18 protein-coding genes are annotated in these 18,499 nt (G+C 72.1%); 12 read left to right on the forward strand and 6 right to left on the reverse strand.

The annotated features are described in order from the left end of the window. Positions 1 to 19: 19 nt before the first annotated feature. Positions 20 to 856 (reverse strand): hypothetical protein, encoded by an 837-nt coding sequence (locus ACFFHC_RS09015; protein ID WP_070706181.1) that lies wholly within the window; start codon positions 854 to 856, stop codon positions 20 to 22. 28 nt (positions 857 to 884) lie between these two features. Further along, positions 885 to 2,447 carry an alkaline phosphatase D family protein gene (locus ACFFHC_RS09020; protein WP_070706183.1) on the reverse strand — a complete coding sequence of 521 codons (1,563 nt, stop codon included), beginning with the start codon at positions 2,445 to 2,447 and terminating at the stop codon, positions 885 to 887. A 112-nt stretch (positions 2,448 to 2,559) separates the two neighbouring features. On the opposite strand from ACFFHC_RS09020, the gene ACFFHC_RS09025 reads away from it, so the two are divergent. Genes ACFFHC_RS09025 through ACFFHC_RS09035 form a run of 3 tightly spaced genes read left to right on the forward strand, consistent with a single transcriptional unit; the run spans position 2,560 to position 4,483 of the window. After that, entirely contained in the window at positions 2,560 to 3,288 is a 729-nt protein-coding gene (locus ACFFHC_RS09025) for an AAA family ATPase (protein WP_070706184.1), read from the forward strand. Further along, a complete protein-coding gene (locus ACFFHC_RS09030) occupies positions 3,285 to 4,133 on the forward strand; it encodes a DUF6454 family protein (RefSeq protein WP_141494682.1) in 849 nt (282 codons plus the stop codon). The genes ACFFHC_RS09025 and ACFFHC_RS09030 overlap by 4 nt, the downstream gene beginning before the upstream one ends. Positions 4,134 to 4,168: 35 nt before the next feature. After that, positions 4,169 to 4,483, forward strand: a complete 315-nt coding sequence (locus ACFFHC_RS09035) for a hypothetical protein (protein ID WP_379804786.1) — start codon at positions 4,169 to 4,171, stop codon at positions 4,481 to 4,483. Between the two features lie 134 nt (positions 4,484 to 4,617). Here ACFFHC_RS09035 and ACFFHC_RS09040 read toward each other — a convergent pair whose 3' ends face one another. After that, positions 4,618 to 4,950: a helix-turn-helix domain-containing protein gene (locus ACFFHC_RS09040; RefSeq protein WP_202816763.1), complete on the reverse strand. Its 333-nt coding sequence runs from the start codon at positions 4,948 to 4,950 to the stop codon at positions 4,618 to 4,620. Between the two features lie 369 nt (positions 4,951 to 5,319). On the opposite strand from ACFFHC_RS09040, the gene ACFFHC_RS09045 reads away from it, so the two are divergent. Next, complete coding sequence (locus ACFFHC_RS09045) at positions 5,320 to 5,946, forward strand: hypothetical protein (RefSeq protein ID WP_379804790.1); 627 nt, start codon at positions 5,320 to 5,322, stop codon at positions 5,944 to 5,946. 39 nt (positions 5,947 to 5,985) lie between these two features. Here the strand turns inward: ACFFHC_RS09045 and ACFFHC_RS09050 are convergent, their stop codons facing one another. After that, positions 5,986 to 6,207, reverse strand: coding sequence for a hypothetical protein (locus ACFFHC_RS09050; protein ID WP_141494680.1), 222 nt, complete (start codon positions 6,205 to 6,207; stop codon positions 5,986 to 5,988). Positions 6,208 to 6,383: 176 nt separating this feature from the next. On the opposite strand from ACFFHC_RS09050, the gene ACFFHC_RS09055 reads away from it, so the two are divergent. From ACFFHC_RS09055 to ACFFHC_RS09075, 5 genes are all read left to right on the forward strand, one after another. Next, the gene (locus tag ACFFHC_RS09055; protein ID WP_168168535.1) at positions 6,384 to 6,554 is read left to right on the forward strand and encodes a hypothetical protein; all 171 of its coding nucleotides are present in this window, start codon (positions 6,384 to 6,386) and stop codon (positions 6,552 to 6,554) included. A gap of 46 nt (positions 6,555 to 6,600) precedes the next feature. Beyond that, positions 6,601 to 8,607 (forward strand): helix-turn-helix transcriptional regulator, encoded by a 2,007-nt coding sequence (locus ACFFHC_RS09060; protein ID WP_379804794.1) that lies wholly within the window; start codon positions 6,601 to 6,603, stop codon positions 8,605 to 8,607. Then, entirely contained in the window at positions 8,604 to 10,451 is a 1,848-nt protein-coding gene (locus ACFFHC_RS09065) for a hypothetical protein (RefSeq protein ID WP_141494678.1), read from the forward strand. Before ACFFHC_RS09060 ends, ACFFHC_RS09065 begins: the two co-directional genes overlap by 4 nt. A gap of 69 nt (positions 10,452 to 10,520) precedes the next feature. Beyond that, positions 10,521 to 10,988 carry a hypothetical protein gene (locus tag ACFFHC_RS09070; protein WP_070706191.1) on the forward strand — a complete coding sequence of 156 codons (468 nt, stop codon included), beginning with the start codon at positions 10,521 to 10,523 and terminating at the stop codon, positions 10,986 to 10,988. A 39-nt stretch (positions 10,989 to 11,027) separates the two neighbouring features. Further along, positions 11,028 to 11,672 (forward strand): hypothetical protein, encoded by a 645-nt coding sequence (locus tag ACFFHC_RS09075; protein WP_141494677.1) that lies wholly within the window; start codon positions 11,028 to 11,030, stop codon positions 11,670 to 11,672. 22 nt (positions 11,673 to 11,694) lie between these two features. Here the strand turns inward: ACFFHC_RS09075 and ACFFHC_RS09080 are convergent, their stop codons facing one another. Both ACFFHC_RS09080 and ACFFHC_RS09085 read right to left on the reverse strand, forming a co-directional pair. Further along, a complete protein-coding gene (locus ACFFHC_RS09080; RefSeq protein ID WP_141494676.1) occupies positions 11,695 to 12,939 on the reverse strand; it encodes a hypothetical protein in 1,245 nt (414 codons plus the stop codon). A 107-nt stretch (positions 12,940 to 13,046) separates the two neighbouring features. Then, positions 13,047 to 15,119: a hypothetical protein gene (locus ACFFHC_RS09085; RefSeq protein WP_379804801.1), complete on the reverse strand. Its 2,073-nt coding sequence runs from the start codon at positions 15,117 to 15,119 to the stop codon at positions 13,047 to 13,049. Positions 15,120 to 15,233: 114 nt separating this feature from the next. Here ACFFHC_RS09085 and ACFFHC_RS09090 point away from each other — a divergent pair, with 114 nt between their 5' ends. The 3 genes from ACFFHC_RS09090 to ACFFHC_RS09100 form a co-directional block, all read left to right on the forward strand. Beyond that, on the forward strand, positions 15,234 to 15,593 hold the full coding sequence (locus tag ACFFHC_RS09090) for a type I restriction-modification system subunit M N-terminal domain-containing protein (RefSeq protein WP_379804804.1): 360 nt from the start codon (positions 15,234 to 15,236) through the stop codon (positions 15,591 to 15,593). Positions 15,594 to 15,733: 140 nt separating this feature from the next. Continuing rightward, the gene (locus ACFFHC_RS09095; RefSeq protein WP_379804807.1) at positions 15,734 to 17,599 is read left to right on the forward strand and encodes a DNA/RNA helicase domain-containing protein; all 1,866 of its coding nucleotides are present in this window, start codon (positions 15,734 to 15,736) and stop codon (positions 17,597 to 17,599) included. Between the two features lie 90 nt (positions 17,600 to 17,689). After that, positions 17,690 to 18,499: HNH endonuclease (locus tag ACFFHC_RS09100; RefSeq protein WP_379804811.1), on the forward strand; the 810-nt coding region annotated here is incomplete at its 3' end.

Consider the following 18,499-nt stretch of genomic DNA (forward strand, 5'->3'; position numbering starts at 1 on the left):
GGGGGCCGGGCGAGGAGGGTCAGGCCAGGTCGAACAGGCCCGCGGCGTCCCAGGCGAGCCATCCCCCCTCGGCGAGGGTCGCCGTCAGCAGGTGCTCACCGGCGGGCAGGGGCGAGGGCAGCTCCCACTCCAACGACACCGGGCGCAGCGGCGTGTCCGGCAGGGTGGCGTCGCCCTCACGCGACCCCTTGGTGGCTCCTCGCGGCAGGTCCGTGGCCTGCTGCCAGGTGCCCAACGCCACCTCGAGCCGGCCTCCCAGGCGCGTGGTGTCGATGCCCCACAGGGCCACGGCGGGGCGGGACACCGGGCGGTCGGCGCGCACGGTCCAGCGCAGGGTGTAGGCGCGCGAGCCGGCCCACGTGTCGCCCGGCCCGGGCAGCAGGTAGGGCCACTGCGCGGGTCCGTCATCGGGGCCGACGGTGATGAGCCCGTCCGGGTGCTCGGTGGCGATGGCCTTGTACCCCGCCGGGGCGTGGCGCAGCTCCAGGCTGCGGCGGTCGAAGTCACCCACCTGGGCTACCGGGCACCCGGTGGTGACCGACGGCAGCGAGTGGGCGCGCTCGGGGCGGGAGGGACGCGACCAGCGGCCGGCGGCGTCGACCGTGACCACCACGTACACCCACTCCTCCCCCTCAGGCGAGCGCCCACCGTGCTCCCAGCGGGGGTAGACGGTGCGGGCCAGCAGCGTGTCGTCACCGAGGTGGCGCAGTCCACGCTCGGCGCGCCCGGCGGGCACGGCGTGCACGCGGTAGTGGTCCACCAGGGGGCCGTGGGCGCGCGGCTCCCAGGCGAGGTGGACCGTCATCAGGGCGCCGGTGGCGGTCAGGCCGGTCACGGGGCGGGGGTGGTGGGTCATGGGGGTCCTCTCGAGAGGGCGGGTCAGCTCAGGACAGGAGGCGGCGCGAGCCGGCCGGGGTGCGGAAGGCGAAGGCCGTCCGGGCGGGGGCGGTGTCGTCGGCCTCGACCCACGGCACCACCACGAAGCGCGAGCGCATCTCCTGCGGGGTGAGGGTCACGTGCACGTAGCCGCGGCGGGCGTCCATGGCGCGCACGTACGGGTGGGCGGTCCAGTCCGGGTGGCCGCCGGGCTTGCCGTCGCCGTCGGAGGCGATGGAGCTGCAGATCAGCTCCACGGCCACCGGCTCGGCCTCAGGGGCGGGTGCCGTCGGGTCGGCCCACAGCTCGGCGGCGGCGTGGTGGTGGATGTCGCCGGTGAGCACCACCGGGTTGCTCACCCGGGCCAGCTGGTCCATCAGCCGCTGGCGGGCGGCCGGGAAGCCGTCCCACTGGTCCACCCGGTCGTCGGTGACCGGCACCATCGCCACGCCGTCGGCCAGCAGGTTCCACTGCGCCGGGGAGGTGCGCAGACGCTCGGTGAGCCACGCCTCCTGCGCGGCACCCAGGATGCTGCGCTCGGGGTCGGCGACGCGCTGCTCGTCCTGCGGCACCGGGTCGCGGAACTGGCGGGTGTCCAGCACCGAGAGGCGCGCCAGGCGGCCGACGTCCAGGGAGTGGTGGATGCGGCTGTGCGGCCCCTCGGGCAGGGCGGCCGGCCCCAGCGGCAGGTTCTCGTAGTACGCCCGGTAGGCCACCGCGCGGCGCAACAGGAAGTCCTCCTCGCTGAGGCCGTACTGCGACTGGCTGCCCGCGTAGTTGTTCTCCACCTCGTGGTCGTCCCAGGTGGCCACCATCGCGGCCCGGGCGTGGGCGGCCTGCAGGTGCGGGTCGGTCTTGAACAGGGAGTAGCGCAGGCGGTACTGGGCCAGGGTCTGCACCTCCTGGGTGTGCTCGGGGCCCAGCTCCACGCCGTGGCGCCACAGGTTGTCGCCGCTGCGGATGCCGTACTCGTAGATGTAGTCGCCGGTGAACACGATGAGGTCCAGGTCGGTCTCGGCCGCCAGGTGCTTCCACGCGGTGAAGTGCCCGTGGTACCAGGCCTGGCAGGAGGCGACCCCCAGCGAGAAGGAGGCCACGTCGGCGCCGGCCGCCGGCAGGGTGCGGAAGCGGCCGGCGGGGCTGGTGTGGCGGCCGGTGCGGAAGCGGTAGTGGTACTCGGTGGCGGGCTCGAGGCCGGTGACCTGCGGGTGCACGGAGTGGGCGAGCTCCGGCTGGGCCAGGGCGTGGCCGTGGGCGACCCGGCGGGTGAACCCCGCATCGCGGGCCACCTCCCAGCGCACCAACACGGGGTGCCGGGGCATGCCGCCGTGCCCGTCGGCGGCCAGCGGGTCGGTGGCCAGTCGGGTCCACAGCACCATCGAGTCCGGCCCCGGAGTGCCGGCCGCGACGCCGAGGGTGAACGGGTTGGTGCGCGGCGGCGGGCCGCCGGCCGATGCGGGCGCCTCCACACCCAGGGCGAGGGTGGTGGCCGAGAGGCCGGCGACCCCCAGCAGGGTGCGGCGGGAGACGCCGGTGGTGTCCGGGGCGGGGCGGTGGAGCGTGGAAGGCATGTGGGGCAGGACAGTTCACGCGTGTGAACGCGGGGGCAGCGCGGCGTGACGGGGGCGTGAGGGGCGGGTGAACGGTGGGTGCGGGGGGGGCTGCACGTGGCAGGGTGCCGGCATGCTCGCCGACCAGCCGCCCCTCGTCGCCGTACGCCCCGACCCGACCGCAGACGTGCCCGCCAACAGGTGGCCGGTGACCGTCCCCGCCATCGCGCAGGTGCTGCGGCAGGGGTTCGAGCCGGCCCCCGGCATCACCCTGCTGGTGGGCGAGAACGGCTCCGGCAAGTCGACGCTGCTGGAGGGCGTGGCCGAGGCGTTCGGGCTCAACGTGGAAGGCGGCTCGCGCCACGCGCGACACAGCACGCGACGCAGCGAGTCACCCCTGGCCGAGTGGCTCCGCGTGCAGCGCGGGGTCGGGGCGCCGCGCGACGGCTTCTTCCTGCGCGCCGAGACGATGCATGCCTTCTACACCTACCTGGAGCAGAACCCCAGCCCCAGCGCGCTCGAACCGCGCTTCCACGAGATGAGCCACGGCGAGTCCTTCCTGGCCCTGCTGGAGTCCCGCTTCACCCGGGCGGGGTTCTACTGCCTCGACGAGCCGGAGGCGGCCCTGTCGTTCCAGTCGACCCTGCACCTCATGGCCACCCTGGACCGGCTGGCGGCCGACGGGGCGCAGGTGCTGTGCGCCACGCACTCCCCCGTGCTGGCGGCGCTGCCCGGGGCGCGGATCCTGGAGCTGGGCGAGTGGGGACTCCGCGAGGCCGCGTGGGACGACCTGGAGCTGGTGGGGCACTGGCGGGCGTTCCTCGACGCGCCGCCGCGGTACCTGCGGCACCTGGTGGGGTGAGGCAGCACCACCCCGCGTTCGCCCACTCCACACCCGGCGGCCCCTCGGCGGCCGCCCTCCTGGGCACGGCCGCGCTCTCTACCACCGCCGACTCCGGCGGCGGGCGCGCGGGCCACCCCCGCGACGAGCGGCTGGTGAACACCGTGAGCCAGACCTCCCGCTCCACCGCGTGGAAGCACACCGGCACCACCGACCTGAAGTTCAAGGCCTTCCACCCGCAGGCCACGGAGGTGGACGGCGACGAGCTGGGTGAAGGGCACATCCACCACCCCGGCGGCATCGACGTGGACGAGGAGTCCATCTGGGTGCCGGTGGCCGAGCACCGGCCCGACTCGCGCGCGATCGTCTACCGCATCGACCGCGACACGCTCGAAGTCACCGAGGTGTTCCGGGTGGACGACCACGTGGGCGGGATCGTCCACGACCGCGACCGCCACCGGCTCGTGGGGCAGTCGTGGGGCTCGCGCCGGTTCTACGAGTGGTCGACGGACGGCCGGCTGCGCGACAAGCGGATGAACGACAGCCACTTCATCGACTACCAGGACTGCGAGTCCGTCCGCCGTTCCAAGATGCTGTGCTCCGGCGTGGCCAACCTGCCCCAGGCGCCCGGGCACTCCGGTCAGTACGAGCTGGGCGGCCCCGGACGACTCCGACGAGGGCGCCGGCACGCAGATCCTGCGCTACGAGGCGGACGTCGAGCTGCTGAAGTGAGGGGGCGGGCCCGTCAGATCTGCTGGAGTCGCACCCTCACCCGGTCCGCGAAGGCCGGGCAACCAGCACGCTCCAGAGCCTGCGGCAGGTCGATGTCCACCGGCTCGCCGCGGCATGGCGCCTGCTCCACGTAGTAGTCGCGGTTCCGAGCTGTCGCTGCCCGCACCACGTGCGGGGCACTGTCGTCGACGAGCAGGAAGAACTCGTCGGCGGTGTGGACCTCGTGGTGCAGGGCGTCCTGCTCGTCCTCGCTTGCGGGCCGGAGGTGGCGGACGTTGGCTGTCACGAGGAGGTCTGCCCGGCAGTGCTCGGCCAGGGCGCGGACGTGGATGTCCCCGGCGTCCGCTGGGCGCGGCATATCACCGGGGACCACGTAGTCGCGCACCCGCCCGTCGGGAAAGACCGTCTCGAAGGCCTCAGCAACCTTGGCCGTCACGCCACCGTCCACCTCGGGGTGTCGCCGACGGACCACGCGACCCGATAGAGCCCCGGCCCCTCTTGGTGCAGGAGCGCCAGCCAGTCCCGCAACGTGCGAGAGGCCCAGACGTTGGAGTCGACCACCACCAAGTGCGTCCGGCCACCGATCACATCGAGTCCTTCCCGCCAGGACGACGGAGGTCAGTCCGTCAGCCCTCCCTCGTCCTGAGCACGTCGCAACGCGTCGAAGGCGTCACGGCGCTGCTGCTGTGCCCTCTCTCGCGCCTCCAGCACATCCGCCGTGCGCAGACGGGTGTGGCTGCCCACCTTGTGGGCGGGGATCTCGCCCGCACGGACACGCTTCATCAACGTGGGGCGGGAGATCTCGAGCATCTCGGCAGCCAGGGTGGTCGTGACCTCCTCCGGCAACTCACCCACCGTGACGCGGCGCCCCTCGGCGACGGACTCCACGATGCGCCGCAGCAACGGCTGCAGCGCGTCCGGAAGCTCGACGAACGAGTCCCCGCGGGACACAGCGAACCGCGGCGCAGCCTGACCGGCTCGTCCAGGCATGGTTCGCCGGGCGGCTTCGGCCTGGTCACGGGTGACGTGCACGGACTCACGGTCCACGACGGTGGGCATGGCACCCTCCCTCTCTCACTGTGCGGAAAGGTCACACTACGCGTTTTCAGATATAAGTGCAATGCCTATCGCTCCATCGGCCCTGATGGAGGGGTCGACGGCTCGCTCGGGCCGCGCCGCGCTGCACCAGCCAAGCCTGCGGCTCGGCGGGGTGATCGCACAGACGCCGGGCGGCGCCTGACGCCCCCGCGGCAGTGGCACCATCGGAGCGACGCCCCGTCACTCCCGGGCGTCGAACCAATACCGGTGGTCGCTTCACACATGGAGTTCTCCATGTACCGCCGCCTCGCCCTGCTTGCCCTCGCCAGCGCTGTCGCCGTCACCAGCCTCACCGCGTGTGGTGGCAAGGAAGCGCTCACCGAGGAGAACTTCCCGCTCGAGGGCTACACCGCCACGCAGAACGCGACGGACGAGTCCTCCGACTCCGAGGACGACGGCACCTTCGAGGACCTGATCTTCATGTTCGATGACGTGCCGGATGGCTGCAAGGAGGCTGGCAAGGCTCTCGACGAGGCGGAGTTCTTCAAGAAGGAGGGTCCCGAGTCGCCCAAGGCCACCTTCAAGAACGGGGAGAAGGACGCTGAGGTCACCATCAGCGGCAAGACCGACAACTACGACAAGGGCATGGACGCCGTCGAGAAGTTCGCCGACGAGTGCGGGGAGCTCAAGGGCGGGCCGCACGGCATGAAGATGCAGGTCGACAGGCTGGACGAGAAGGACGCCCGAGGCATCAAGATGCGCGCGGGCGCCATGGGTGAGAGCCAGAGCTTCGTCATGGCCGTGACCAAGGTGGGTGGCAACCTGGTCGGGGTCTCGGGCGAGGGCCTCTCCAAGGACGACACCCTGAAGATCCTCGAGGCGCAGAAGAAGGCCGTCGAGGAGAAGTGAGGCGGAGGGAGCCGGGCCGTCGCGGCCCGGCCCCTCCGCTCACCGCTGCTCCGACTGACTGACCACGAAGAGCAGGACAAGGGCGCCCAGCCCGATGACGGCCGCCCACGACAGCGGGATGCGCCCGAGGCGCTCGTTGACCAGGTCCCAGAAGGCGGCACCTGCGAACCCGACCGCCCACGGCACCACCGTGACCAGGAAGCCCTCGCCGTCGGCGAGCACCGCCGTCGCCCAGCCCGCAGGAAACGCAGCACGGCCCACCTCCCCAGGGGCTCGACGACGGCGGGCGGGTCGGTCCAGTCGGCGATGAACACAGCAACTCCTTGGTCCGGGAACGGTTCCCCAGCACCGTGGCAGCCACCTCCGACGACATCCTTCCGGCGATGTGTGCGGACCCCCGACGCACGGTGACGCTCCGACCACCCGAAGGAGTTGCCGTGCCCGTCCTCGTGTTCCTCGCCGCGTTCGTCGCGACCCTCGTCATCGCCCCCTTCCTCGGGAGCATCGCCGACGCGATCCGCGCCGTCATCGTGTGGGGCTTCGTGCTCACCGTGCTCACCGTCATCTTCTGGCCCGTTCTCAGTGTGGTGTTCGGCCTGCTGCCCTGAGGCGCGCCGGGTCTGAGACAGTGGCCCTCCAACGCGAGGAGGCGCCATGGCAGGACCGCCGGCAGAGAAGAGTCAGGAACGGCTGGCAGCGCTGTTCGCGTACCTCGCCTCTCAGGACGTCCCCGTCAACCGGGAGGAGATCCTCGAGGACCTCGATGCGTACTACTGCCGCCCCGAGGACCACGGAGGAGCCGGCGACCACCGGGTCAAGACGCCGAACCGCACCGACGGCCTGCTCCGCGACCTGGACCAGCTGACACAGCTCGGCGCCACGGTGGAGTGGCTTCCCGAGCACAGCGAGCGCCCCCGCGCGAACCCCCACCGGGAGGCACGGAAGCACGAGGGCAAGCCGTTCACCTGGCGGCTGCGCCCCCACACGTTCCTGCGCCGCGAGCTCGGCGAGCACCCCGAGCACACCGCCCTGCTGGCTACGGCGCTCAGCCTGTTCGCCCCGTCCAGCTCCGACCTCGTCCGGGGGTTGGGCGGCAAGCTGCACCTTCCCGAGGCGCTGCCTGCCGACTCCCCGGACGTGCTGCCGATCTCCGCGGACGAGTGGCGCACCATCGTGGAGGCGCACGACGACCGACGGTTCGTGCAGTTCACGGTGGAGTCCCACACCCAGGGGGCTCGCACCGTCATCGGGGAACCGTGGGCGCTGGTGGAGGCGCGTGACGTGTTCTACCTAGTGGTGCGCGAGCGGGACCACGAGACCGCCCGCGCCATCCGGTTGACAGCGATCACACCGGGCAGCGTGGATCTGGGCCGCCTACGCCGGAAGGCGAACGGCGACGAGTGCAACGACCCCTCGACCTGGCAGCCCAAGCTCGGTGAGGTGAAGACCATCCACGACGAGCTGCTGAGCCAGCAGACCTACGCCACCCTGGCCGCCGACGGCACCGAGCGCAGCATCCGCACCACGCACGGCGATGCGGCCGTCGGCCAGGCGATCCGCGACGGCCTCGTGCTCGTCGACCCCGCCCTGCGGCGCACCCAGGCGCAGCGGCTCCGCGCCGTCATCGACGCAGCCCCACCAGCACCGCTCGCACCGCGCGCCACGGACGGGGCCGCTCCCCCCGCGCCGGGCAGGACGACGCGGCCCACCAGCCGCACCGAGATGAGCGGGGCCCTGGAGCTGGTGCTGCTCCTGACCGACCACGACGGCCCGGTGCCGGTGGCGGACGTGGCCGTCTGGTCGGGGCGCACCGAGGAGGACGTGCTCAAGCTCCTCACCCCGTGGGCGGCCGCCGCCCGATCGCTCGACGACGAGGCGTTCCCCGGCGACGAGCGTGGGCTGGTGGACATCGACCCCGGCCCCCCGGCCACCGCCGTGGCGATCAGGCCGCGGTGGTTGGCCGACCGCACCCTGTACCTGCGCCGCGACGAGGCCGCCGCGCTGCGCGTGGGGCTCGACTACATCCGCGAGACCGGCAACCCCGCCCGTGCCAAGGCGGTCTCGGAGCTGCTGGCCGCGCTGGACCTGCCCGATGCGGGGCGCGAGACACCTGCCAACTTCGTGCACCTCGACCACACCGACCAGCCCCACCTGCCCGAGGTGCTGTCGGACCTGGACGATGCCGTGGGCCGGGTGTGGTGCCGCATCCACTCCTCGCGATGGGTCGAGCCTCGCGAGGTGGCCCCGCTGCGGGTGGCCCGGGCCGCTGGCACCGCCATCGTGTGCCTGCGCGACGACGAGGGCGAGACGTACTGGGTGGAGACCGACCGCATCACCGCCGTGGAGCTGCTCGCCCGCGCCCAGTCCCCGGCTGACGCCGCCGAGGTGCCGCCGCCCAGCCACCGCGGCGGGGGTCTGCAGCTGACCGTGGAGCTGGGTCCCGATGCCGTGTGGGCGGTGGACGCGTACGGCGCCACCGTGATGGAGGAGCAACCCGCCGAGGGCGCGCTGCGGGTGACCAAGGACGTGGCCGGCGTGGCGGCCGGGGCGCGGATGGCGCTGCGTCTGGCCGGCGTGGCGCGCGTGGTGGAGCCGCCCGAGGTGGTGGCAGAGGCGCAGCGTCGGGCGCGGGCGCTGCTGGAGAGGGTGGAGGAGCGATGACCAGTGCACGACCGGCCACGTGGGGCCCGGTGACCTTCATGATGGTGGTGCCCTACGCCCTGGGCTGGGCCACCCACACCATCCCCCGTCGCCCGGTGTTCGACCGCGCCGCCCTGGAGGACCAGGAGGCGATGGACGCCTTCATGGAGGGCTACTGGCGGGTGCGCCGGGCCAACACCGGTCCGGGCGGCATCAACTGGGACCCTGTGAACCACTACCGGGACACCGCGGGCGCCCCGCCGGGCGCGCCGGACGTGATGATGTGGGACCCCACCGTGCTGGGTGCGGAGCCGGGGTCGGTGGAGTACCAGCACTGGCACGAACCGCACAAGTACTTCCACTCCGCCCGAACCCGTAAGGCCGCCCGCCCCACCCGGTTCGCCTGTTGGCCGGCCGAGGCGCTGAACGTGTACGGCCGCGTGTTCAAGGGCGGCCCGGACCTGCGGTTGCTGGCCGGCGAGCGATGGGAGTACTCCCCCAGCCCGGACCACGACGGGCACGAGATGGGGTACGCCGTGCTCCACCTTGAGCTGCGCCACGCCACCGACGAGACCCTGCAGGCGACCTCGGAGCTGTTGCGCCGGCCGAAACCCGACGGGCTGCTGAACATGGCCCTGCACCGCATGGGCCTGGCGGTGAAGGTGCAGAAGGGCGCCTACTCGATGGTGGATGCGGGCTACCTGAAGGGCTCCTCGGCCAAGGACCTTGAGGCTGTCGCCGGTTACCCCACCACCTATGACCCGCGGAAGCGATGGCTCGATGGGGTGGGGCGACCGTGCACCACGACCCCGCGGCGGGTGACGGTGAAGGTCCTGGACGGCGAGACCCAGTTGGCCCGGACAGCCCGTGAGGACGCGAGTGCGGCGGCGGCCTCGACGCCCACGGTGGCGCGCACGGCCAACCGGGTCCGGGTGCTCACGGTGGCCGCCCCGCTGGCCCCACTCACGTCGCGGCCAAGCAACCTGCAGGCGCTGGACGCGTGGACGCCGGAGCAGGCGTGGACCCACCAGCTGGCCACGGGCATGAACCGCAAGAGGTACTTTCGCCTGCCGCCCAACAACCCCGAGGCCGCGGCGCACGGCAGCTTCGCCATCGACGGCAGCATCGGCCGGGCCACCCTGGACGGCGTGGGCGTGGTGATCGACCCGGCGCTGCAGAACCCCGCGGACGAGCATGACATTGCCTCGCTGACGGTGCTGTACCACGGGCGCCTGCTGGAGGTGATGCTGCTGGCCATCCGGCAACGTGACTGGTTAGACGCCCACCACGAGTCCGTCGCCGGGCTGGAGAGCGACCCGGATGCCCCGGAGCGGGGTGAGGAGAACACCGAGACCGACGAGCCGTCGCCGGAGGAGGGCGACCTGCTGTCGGTGGTGCAGGCGTCGTCGGCCCGCGAGAAGTTGCGGGAGATCATGCGGACCGAGGCCCGGCTGAACTGGTTCCACAACAACCGGTGGTTCACGGAGGTGCCCGGCCGGCCGGAGGCCACCACCTTGCTGCGCGAGCTGCAGGAGGCTTTCGAGACCCCGGCCATGCTGGCCGAGACGCGTGGGGAGCTGCGCGACCTCATCGGCAGCGCGGAGCTCCACAAGCAGTTGGCAGACCTGGACCAGCAGGACCATGCCGACCGTGCGCGCGACCGCCTCGAGCAACTGCTCGCCCTGGTCACCGGAGTTGGCCTCGTCCTGGCGCTGGCCGCGCTCGTAGCCGACCCGGGGTGGGCCCTGGCCGCCGGGTCGACGTTGGCCGCCGTGGCGCTGGGACTGGCGGCGTGGGCCTGGATGCGGTGGCGCAACCTACGGCGCCGCCGCCATCTGCAGCAGCGCCATCGTCTTCTCGAGTGATGTGTGCGGAGGTCCGGTGCACAAAGGAGGCACCGGGCCCCGCCGGGGCCCTCTGACGAGAGGACGACCATGCACACCATCGTGAAGCGCGCCGCCGTGGCGCTGCCGCTGGCCGCGTTCGCCGCCACCACCCTGGCCGGCTGCGGCGAGAAGGAGTACGAGTACCGCTGGGAGGGCGCCACCATCACCGACATGGAGGCCTCCCTGGAGGACATGGAGGCCCTGTGGCGTGAGGGCACGGACACCCCGGCCGAGCCGGCCGAGGTGGACGACGACGCCCGTTGCTACTACCTGGCCGAGGCCGACCCCGAGGGTGAGCGCCGCCAGCTGGACGGGCACGTGATCTGCGGGCCGTACACGCCGGAGGGCGAGTCCGAGCCGGTGTGGGACGCCTCGGAGTACTTTCGCACCTACGACCCGGGCAAGGGTGAGGGCTGGGCGGTGTACGCCGAGACGTTCCATCGGGCCGACGACCCCGTGGTGACCGAGGGGTTCGAGCCGTGGCGCCCGGACGGCAAGAAGGCCAAGGGGCTGTGACCGGGGCGCACGCCGCCCACCAGGAGGGGGTGGGCGGCTGTGTCGCTCGTTGACGAGCTGGTGACGGTGGTGGAGGTGGCCGCGGACAACCACGGCATCGTCACGCGGCACCTGCTGCTGGAGGCGGGCGTGCGCCCGGCGGCCATCACCGCCCTGGCGCGGGACGAGCGGGCGATGCGCCGCGTGGGCCGGGGCGTGTACCAGCTGGTCCAGCTGCAGGACGACCGGTGGTGCGACTACCGACAGGCCCTGCAGCGGCTGGACCCGACGGTGCACCAGCAGGAGTTCGTCCATGACCCGCTGCACCCGGACCGGGGCGTGCTCTCGCACCTCGCCGCGGCGCACGTGTGGGGTGCCGTGGACCTGCCGTGGGACACGCATCTCACCACGCCGCGGCGGCGACGACTGTCCGGTGTCACCGTGCACACCGCCTGCCTGACGCCGGAGGAGGTGACCCTCTCACCGGGGTACTGGTCGGGGTGTTGCGATGCCGTGCCGGTCACCACCGTGGAGCGCACCACTCGTGACCTGGTGGCGACCCTGGAGGACGCGGACTACCTGCGCCGCTGGGTGGAGCACTGCCACCAGGAGGGCCTGCTCACCGAGACGCGACTGGTGGAGATGCTGGGCGACCGGCTGCAGTCCGTGCAGGAGGGGTGGTTCGGCTGGGAGGGCGGACGGTGAGGGATCGCACGGGACCGTCACGTCATCCCATGACCTGGGAGGCGGTCAGCATGCCCACCTCTCGCTGCGTCGAGGACCAGGTCAGGCGGGCGGTGGCGCCGCACGCCCGCAGGCAGATGTCCTCGAACGCGGCGACAACGGGATTGACCGTGGGCGCGCCGGCGACTGCCGCATCGGCGAACCCGGGGTCCTCCACGTCGAGGGTGTCCAGCAGGTCCAGGCAGTGCAGCACGTTCTCCTCGTGCTCAGCCCTGCCGTCCCCCGTCTCCGCCTCGCGCTCCCGCACTGCCTGGCGCACCGCCTCACGGAAGCTCCGACCGATGGCCGACCAGGGGTCGGAGCCGTGGAGGTCGAGGTCGGCCGGCACCCACGGCGCCCCGTCGAGGTCGCCTGCGTTGAGCTGCTCCACCGTGACCCCGGCCAGCCGGTTGACGGCCCTGTCGGCGAGCCTCGCCATGTCCTGCACGAGGGCCCCGGAGCCGAACACCTGGGCGTAGGCCACGAGCGAGTCGTACGGGTCGTGGTCGCGCACGATCTGCCCCAGGGCGGTGAGGTTCTGGGGCCACTGGAGCTGCTCGAAGCGAGCGGCGTACTCCTCTTGCCCCCACTCCACAGCCGGGTCCCAGAGGTTGGGCTGCACACGACGCCCCTGGAGAGTCAGCGGCGCGGAGAGGCCAGGCAGACCAGCCCCCTCCTCACGGGGCCGACGCTGGAGACCGGCGGTGAGCAGCTCCTCCATCCAGGGGTTGTGCCAGGTGGCGCGGCGCTTCTTCAGACGGGTCGCCAGCACCGCGTCCCACGCCTCCACCACGACGGGGATCCTCAGCGCGGCGAGGAGGTCCTCGAGGGAGGAGCCCAGCAGCAGCCAGTCCCCTCGGCCGGACTCGCCGACGACGTACCACTCGGGGGCGTTGACCTCGTGGGCGATCCGCAGGGCCCAGTGGTTCATGTGCCCGTCCTTGTCCATCATCACGTAGAGCATCTCGAGGGTGTCGCTGGAGACGGTGGTGAAACGCATCTTCCCGGCCGGGGCGTTGCCCTGCGGCAGGGCGGAGACGGAGCAGCAGTCGATGCCCTCCTGCCCGACGTGCTCGGCGAAGACCGCCATCACCCCCAGCGCCTCCGCCGCCCCCGGCGCCGAGAGCGCCCACTGGAAGGCCTCCTCCGACGTGGCACCGGCCTTCTTGCGGTCGCCCCACCTGCGCCCGTCCGCCATCCGACGGATCAGGTCCTGCTGTGCATTCTCGATCGTCTGCGCGTCGTTCACGGCCACTCCCTGTGTGTCGATCGGATTGACTCGCTCACCGTGACACCGACCCCCGACAACATCCACGGCCGCGCACGGGCATCGGATGCAGGAAGTGTTCGCCGCCCTCACGGCTCCAGGTCGTCGTGCAGGGCCACCCGCGAGAGCTCCACCCGCCCGTCGGGCAGGCGCCAATAGCTCAGCCGCCGCGCGGACGGCGACTTCTGCTGCAGGGGCGCCCGACGGCACACCGCGCCGTCGGCGCGGGTCACGGCAGGTGCGTTGCCCGCCTCGTGCTGGCGCAGCTCGTGGTCCCCCGGCACGCCACGTCCGGTGAGCACCATGACGGCCACCCGGAGCACCCGGTCCTGCGCAACACCTTCGAGCTGCAGCGAGTCCACCATCCGTTCCCCGATGACGTAGTCGTCCGGCATCGGCCAGGAGCGCTTGTCCTCCGGCCTCGTGCACTCCACCCAGGTCCGCTGCAGCTCCCAGCGCAGCTGCTCCACCGGCTCCGCAAAACCGTAGGTCTCCCGCGGCGAGGCATCCCGGGAGGCCTGGGCCGCACGCTGGGCGGTCGCCCGGCTCCGCCGGTTCTCCGTGCGCAGGCGCTCGGTCTCCGCCTGCAGCTTCGATGCCCGGGCCTCGGCGTGCTGCGCCCGGCGCTCCATCCGGGCGGTCTCGGCACGGTGCAGGCGCACCTCCTCTCGCAGGGTGTCGACCTGCTTGCCCAGCTCGATCTCCCGCGGGGAGGTCCCAGGAGTCACGCGCACCGCCGGGACGTCCCCCTCCGGGGCGAGGGGCTCCACCTCCGCCGTCGGCGCGGGGCTCTCGTTCACCGGCCCGCCCGTCCCGGCACCCGGGGCTGCGGCGTCCAACCACGGCGGGCCGCCGGGCAGCACCGACGGGGGCTCCACCGGGTCCTCGTCATCGTCCACGTCGAGCAGGCTCAGCGAGCGCTCGCCCCCCGCGCCGACCACCCGGGCGAGCAGCACCTCCCCCGGGGAGAGCAGGTCGGTGAGCCGGTCCAGGGGGTTCCCTGTCACCGCCTCGATGCCGACGGCCACCGTGACCTCGGGCGTCGGTTGCAGTTGGGCGGCCGTGGCGTCCACGTCCGCCACCCGGGCGAGGACCACCTCCCCTGCGGCGCGCCCCTGCCACCACTCCGTGCTGTCACCCGGTCGCACGTCGAGTCGACGACGCTGGGGGTCGTACGTCCCGTCCACGGTCATGCCCGGGGCCAGGAGGCGTTCGGGCTCCAGACCCGCCACCACGAGCTCGGGCCACACGGTGGCGAGCTCTCCGTCGGCCAGCCGTACGACGCCGCGGCCACCGATCACGGACGCCACCGTGCCGGTGGCCGGTCGGGCACTGGCGGGCGGGGTGGTGGTGCTGGCACCGGCCGCCGCCCACGCCGCGACCAGGTCGTCCACGAGCATCTCCGTGGCTGCCTCCGCTTGCGACGCATCCCGCACCACACGCAACGGGGCACGGCTGCCGTCCTCCAGCCACGCGGTACCCGGCGGGTAGATGCGGCCGGCACCGCCGTAGACCCCCTCGCCGTCGAGCAGGTCCCTCAGCCGCCAGGTCTCCGCGCGGGTGGTGAGCACCTCAACACGCGCGTCGGCCCCTGCTTCCTCCCGCAGGCGCGTCACGTCGATGAGGGGTTCTGCGGCATCCAGCGGCGCGGTGACCACCACCACCGGCTCCGCCCGCGAGGGGGATTGGAGGTAGGCGGCCAGCTCGTCCACACCGACGGCCCCCTCGGCCGGGCCACGGCCCGCCCCAGTGGTGGCGGGTTGCGCTCCGCGCAGCGTCCGTCCTGCCACTCGTTCCCGGGCCTGCTCCACGAGGCGATCGGCGCACCGACCCGCGTCCTCGGCATCGGTGGGCTTGACGATGTTGGGCGGCAAGAGCTTGCCGTCGGCGGACAGCACCGGGTAGACGCGGGCCGCGCCTCCAAAGGTGCGCGCGAACTCGGGGAGCGACTCGTTCATGGTCCAGGCGGCCGCGTCGGCCACGACGGCCACGTCGGCGCGGCCGCGCGTGCGGGCGGCGATGTCCTCGGGGTCGATGCCAGGCACCCCCTGACCTATGGTCAGCACCACGATGGGGTGCCGTCGCTGCGGGTCGCGCAGTCGCCTCCCGAGGGTCGCACCGTCGTGGGGGGTATCGGCAGTGGTGATGGAGGAACGGGCCATGGCCAGAGGCTAGTTCCGCCCGCTGACAACCTCGCCACCGGAGCGCCGCCACACCCGTGCGCCACCCGCGCGGTTCCGGTGCCGAGAACACCGCCCCACCCGCGAGAGGACCCCATGGCACCGCACGGCTTCGACGACAAGGTGGCCTTCGTCTGGCGCATCGCCGACCGCCTCCGCGGCTCGTTCAAGCAGCACGAGTACGGCTCGGTGATGCTGCCCCTGCTGGTGCTGCTCCTCATGGACGCCGCCCTGGCGGACACCAAGGACGCCGTCGTCGCCCAGGCCGCCACCATGGAAACCATCGGCCGCGGCCAGGACGCCCTGCTCAAGAAGACCGCCGGCCGCCGGTTCTACAACACGTCCAAGTTCACCTTCGCCACCCTGCTGGCCGACGACAAGAACCTGCGCCACAACCTGGCCGCCTACATCCGCGGCCTCTCCCCCGACGCCGCGGCCGTCATCGCCACACGTTGACGACACACCTGAGCCTCCCCGTTCGAGGCAGAGCACCTCGGGCGTCTTGACCGTTACCCTGACCCCACCAATGCGGCCCGACGGGCTTCCCACAGGACACGCCCCCACCCGCACGACGATTCGTGCTGCCCGGGAGTCCTGTGTCCGCCCTGTTCCGTTCGTCGGCCGAGAGCTTCTCGGGCGTCGAGACCCTCATCGCCGACCGCTTGGCCGAAGCGCTCATGCACCGCTCTGGAACGCACGCCTCCCCCGGCGAGCGCCGGTCGTGGGAGCGCTCCCTGCCGGTGCTGCGCTCCGACCTTGTGGACGCCGGCCTCGGCGGCGTGGAGATGCTCGTCGAGTACGCGATGCCGCTTAGCAGCAAGCGCGCCGACGTGGTGCTGGCCGGCACCCACCCCGAGACCGGTCACCCGTCCTACCTGGTGGTCGAGCTCAAGCAGTGGGACTCCGCCGAGGCGTACGAGGACAACCTCGACCTGGTGACCGGCGCCGGCCGCCACGACCTGCTTCACCCCGGCCTTCAGGTGAGCGGGTACTGCGACTACCTGGCTGACTTCACCACCGTGTTCTCCGAGCAGCCGCTCGACCTGGCCGGGGCCGCCTACCTGCACAACGCCACCGACCTAGGCGTCGCCGACCTGCTCGAGCGCCCCCAGGACGAGCGCTCTCGCGTGTTCACCGGGCAGGGCCGCGCCGACTGGATCGCGTTCCTCCGGTCGCGGTTCAGCGACACCGGCACGGGCGTGGAGGCCGCCGACCTGCTGCTGGGCAGCCGCATCGCCCCGAGCCGCCAGCTGCTCGCCGTCGCTGCCGACGAGGTGCAGCGCCGCGAGCAGTTCACCCTGCTGGACGAGCAGCGCGCCGCCTACGAACACGTGCTCCACGCGGTGAGCAACGCCCGCCGGAACAACACCAAGACGGTCGTGGTGGTCAGCGGCGGCCCGGGCTCGGGCAAATCCGTCATCGCCCTCAGCCTGATGGGGGAGCTCGCGCGCCAGGGGCGGACCGTCGTCCACGCCACCGGCTCGCGGTCGTTCACCCAGACGCTCCGCAAGGTGGCCGCTCACCGCAACCCGCGCGTGCGCAAGCTGTTCGGGTACTTCAACCAGTTCATGGAGGCGGAGCCGAACGACCTGGACTGCCTCATCCTGGACGAGGCCCACCGCATCCGCCGCAACTCCGTGCAGCGGTACACGCCCAAGCACCTGCGCGAGACGGCTCGACCTCAGGTGGAGGAGCTGCTGGCGGCCGCGCGGGTGCCGGTGTTCCTGCTGGACGACCACCAGGTGGTGCGGCCCGGCGAGATGGGGACGGTGCACGACATCACCCAGGCAGCCGAGGCGGCCGGCATCGACGTGGTGCACATCAGCCTGGACGACCAGTTCCGCTGCGGCGGCTCCGAGGAGTACGTGCAGTGGGTGCTCCGACTGCTCGGGCTGGAGCCGGGCGGGCCCGTCGCGTGGATCGAGGACGGGCGCATGGACGTGCGCGTGGTCGACTCCCCGCAACAGATGGAGGACCAGCTCCGGGCGCTGGAGGCCGAGGGGTTCACCTCCCGCATCACCGCCGGTTACTGCTGGCCATGGGGCGACCCCGACAAGCTCGGCAACCTGCCGCGAGACGTGCAGATCGGGCACTGGGCCAGGCCGTGGAACCTCAAGGGCGACCGGTCCGTCGGTGGGGCGCCGCCGTCAGCGCTGTGGGCCACCGACCCGGCGGGGTTCGGGCAGGTCGGGTGCATCTACACCGCGCAGGGCTTCGAGTACGACCACTCCGGCGTGATCATCGGGCCCGACCTCGTGATGCGCGAGGGGCGATTCGTCTCGGTGCGCGCCGAGAACCGCGACCCCGACTTCCGCAACCGGACGAAGGTCCCCGACGAGCACTTCGACGCCCTCGTACGCAACGTCTACAAGGTGCTGCTGACCCGCGGAATGCAGTCGGTGCGCATCTTCGCCGTCGACCCCGAGACCCAGGCCGCGCTCAAGCGGCTTGTGAACCAGTAATCGACCGGGCCCGAGGGCCCACGAACAGCACCGCGCACCGACTGGCTTCCGCTTGAAGGACATGCCGCCCGCGCCGAAAGGCAGCGAGGCATGTCCAGTTGGATCTTCTCCATCCGTGACACCGAACGGCACAACGCCGAGATCGCCTTCCAGCACCAGATCTGGGGTATGACGTCACACCAGAAGGTCAAGCGAGACGACACCGTCTACTTCTGGCTCTCGAAGCTGTCCTTGGTGGCCATGGCCAGGGCCACGTCGGACGCCTACCCCAGCGAGGACGGCAGCTGGCCATGGAACGACGGCCAGGACTACACGTGGCGGTTCGACCTCCAGCTGGTGAGCGAGTCGCCGCACTCGGAGCCCTCGTGGGGTGAACTGCAGCAGCAGCTCGGCTTCCGCAGCGGGCCAAACGTCAAGCCTCGCTTCCACGAGCCGCGACAGGAAGCGATTCTGGCCAGCTACTTCGCGGCGCCCACAGAGCCGCTGCGGTTCGCCCCCGACCGGATCGACGTGTCGGCACTGGAGGACGATCGCCGGCGCTGGGATCACGCACGTCGCGCCAACAGGGAGGGACAGGGCGACTTCAGGGCTCTGCTCGAGCGGACGTACGGAATGCGGTGCGCCGTCACCGGCTCGACCGTCGCGGCCACCCTGGACGCGGTCCACCTCAGCCGGTTCCTCGGCGCGCACACGCACGTGCCGGAGAACGGGCTGCTCCTCCGCACCGACATCCACCGCCTGTACGACCGAGGGCTTCTGGACATCACGGATGACCTCCAGGTCGCTCTCGCGCCCGCGCTTGCCGGTGACCCAACGTACGGCCATCTAGATGTGATGTCCAGCCAGGTTGTTGAGGCGGCTGACTGGCGGGGCTCCGATCGCGGAGTGGACCCGGTGGTG

The organism is Kytococcus schroeteri, from assembly GCF_042433515.1.
GTDB classification, from domain to species: Bacteria; Actinomycetota; Actinomycetes; order Actinomycetales; family Dermatophilaceae; genus Kytococcus; species Kytococcus schroeteri.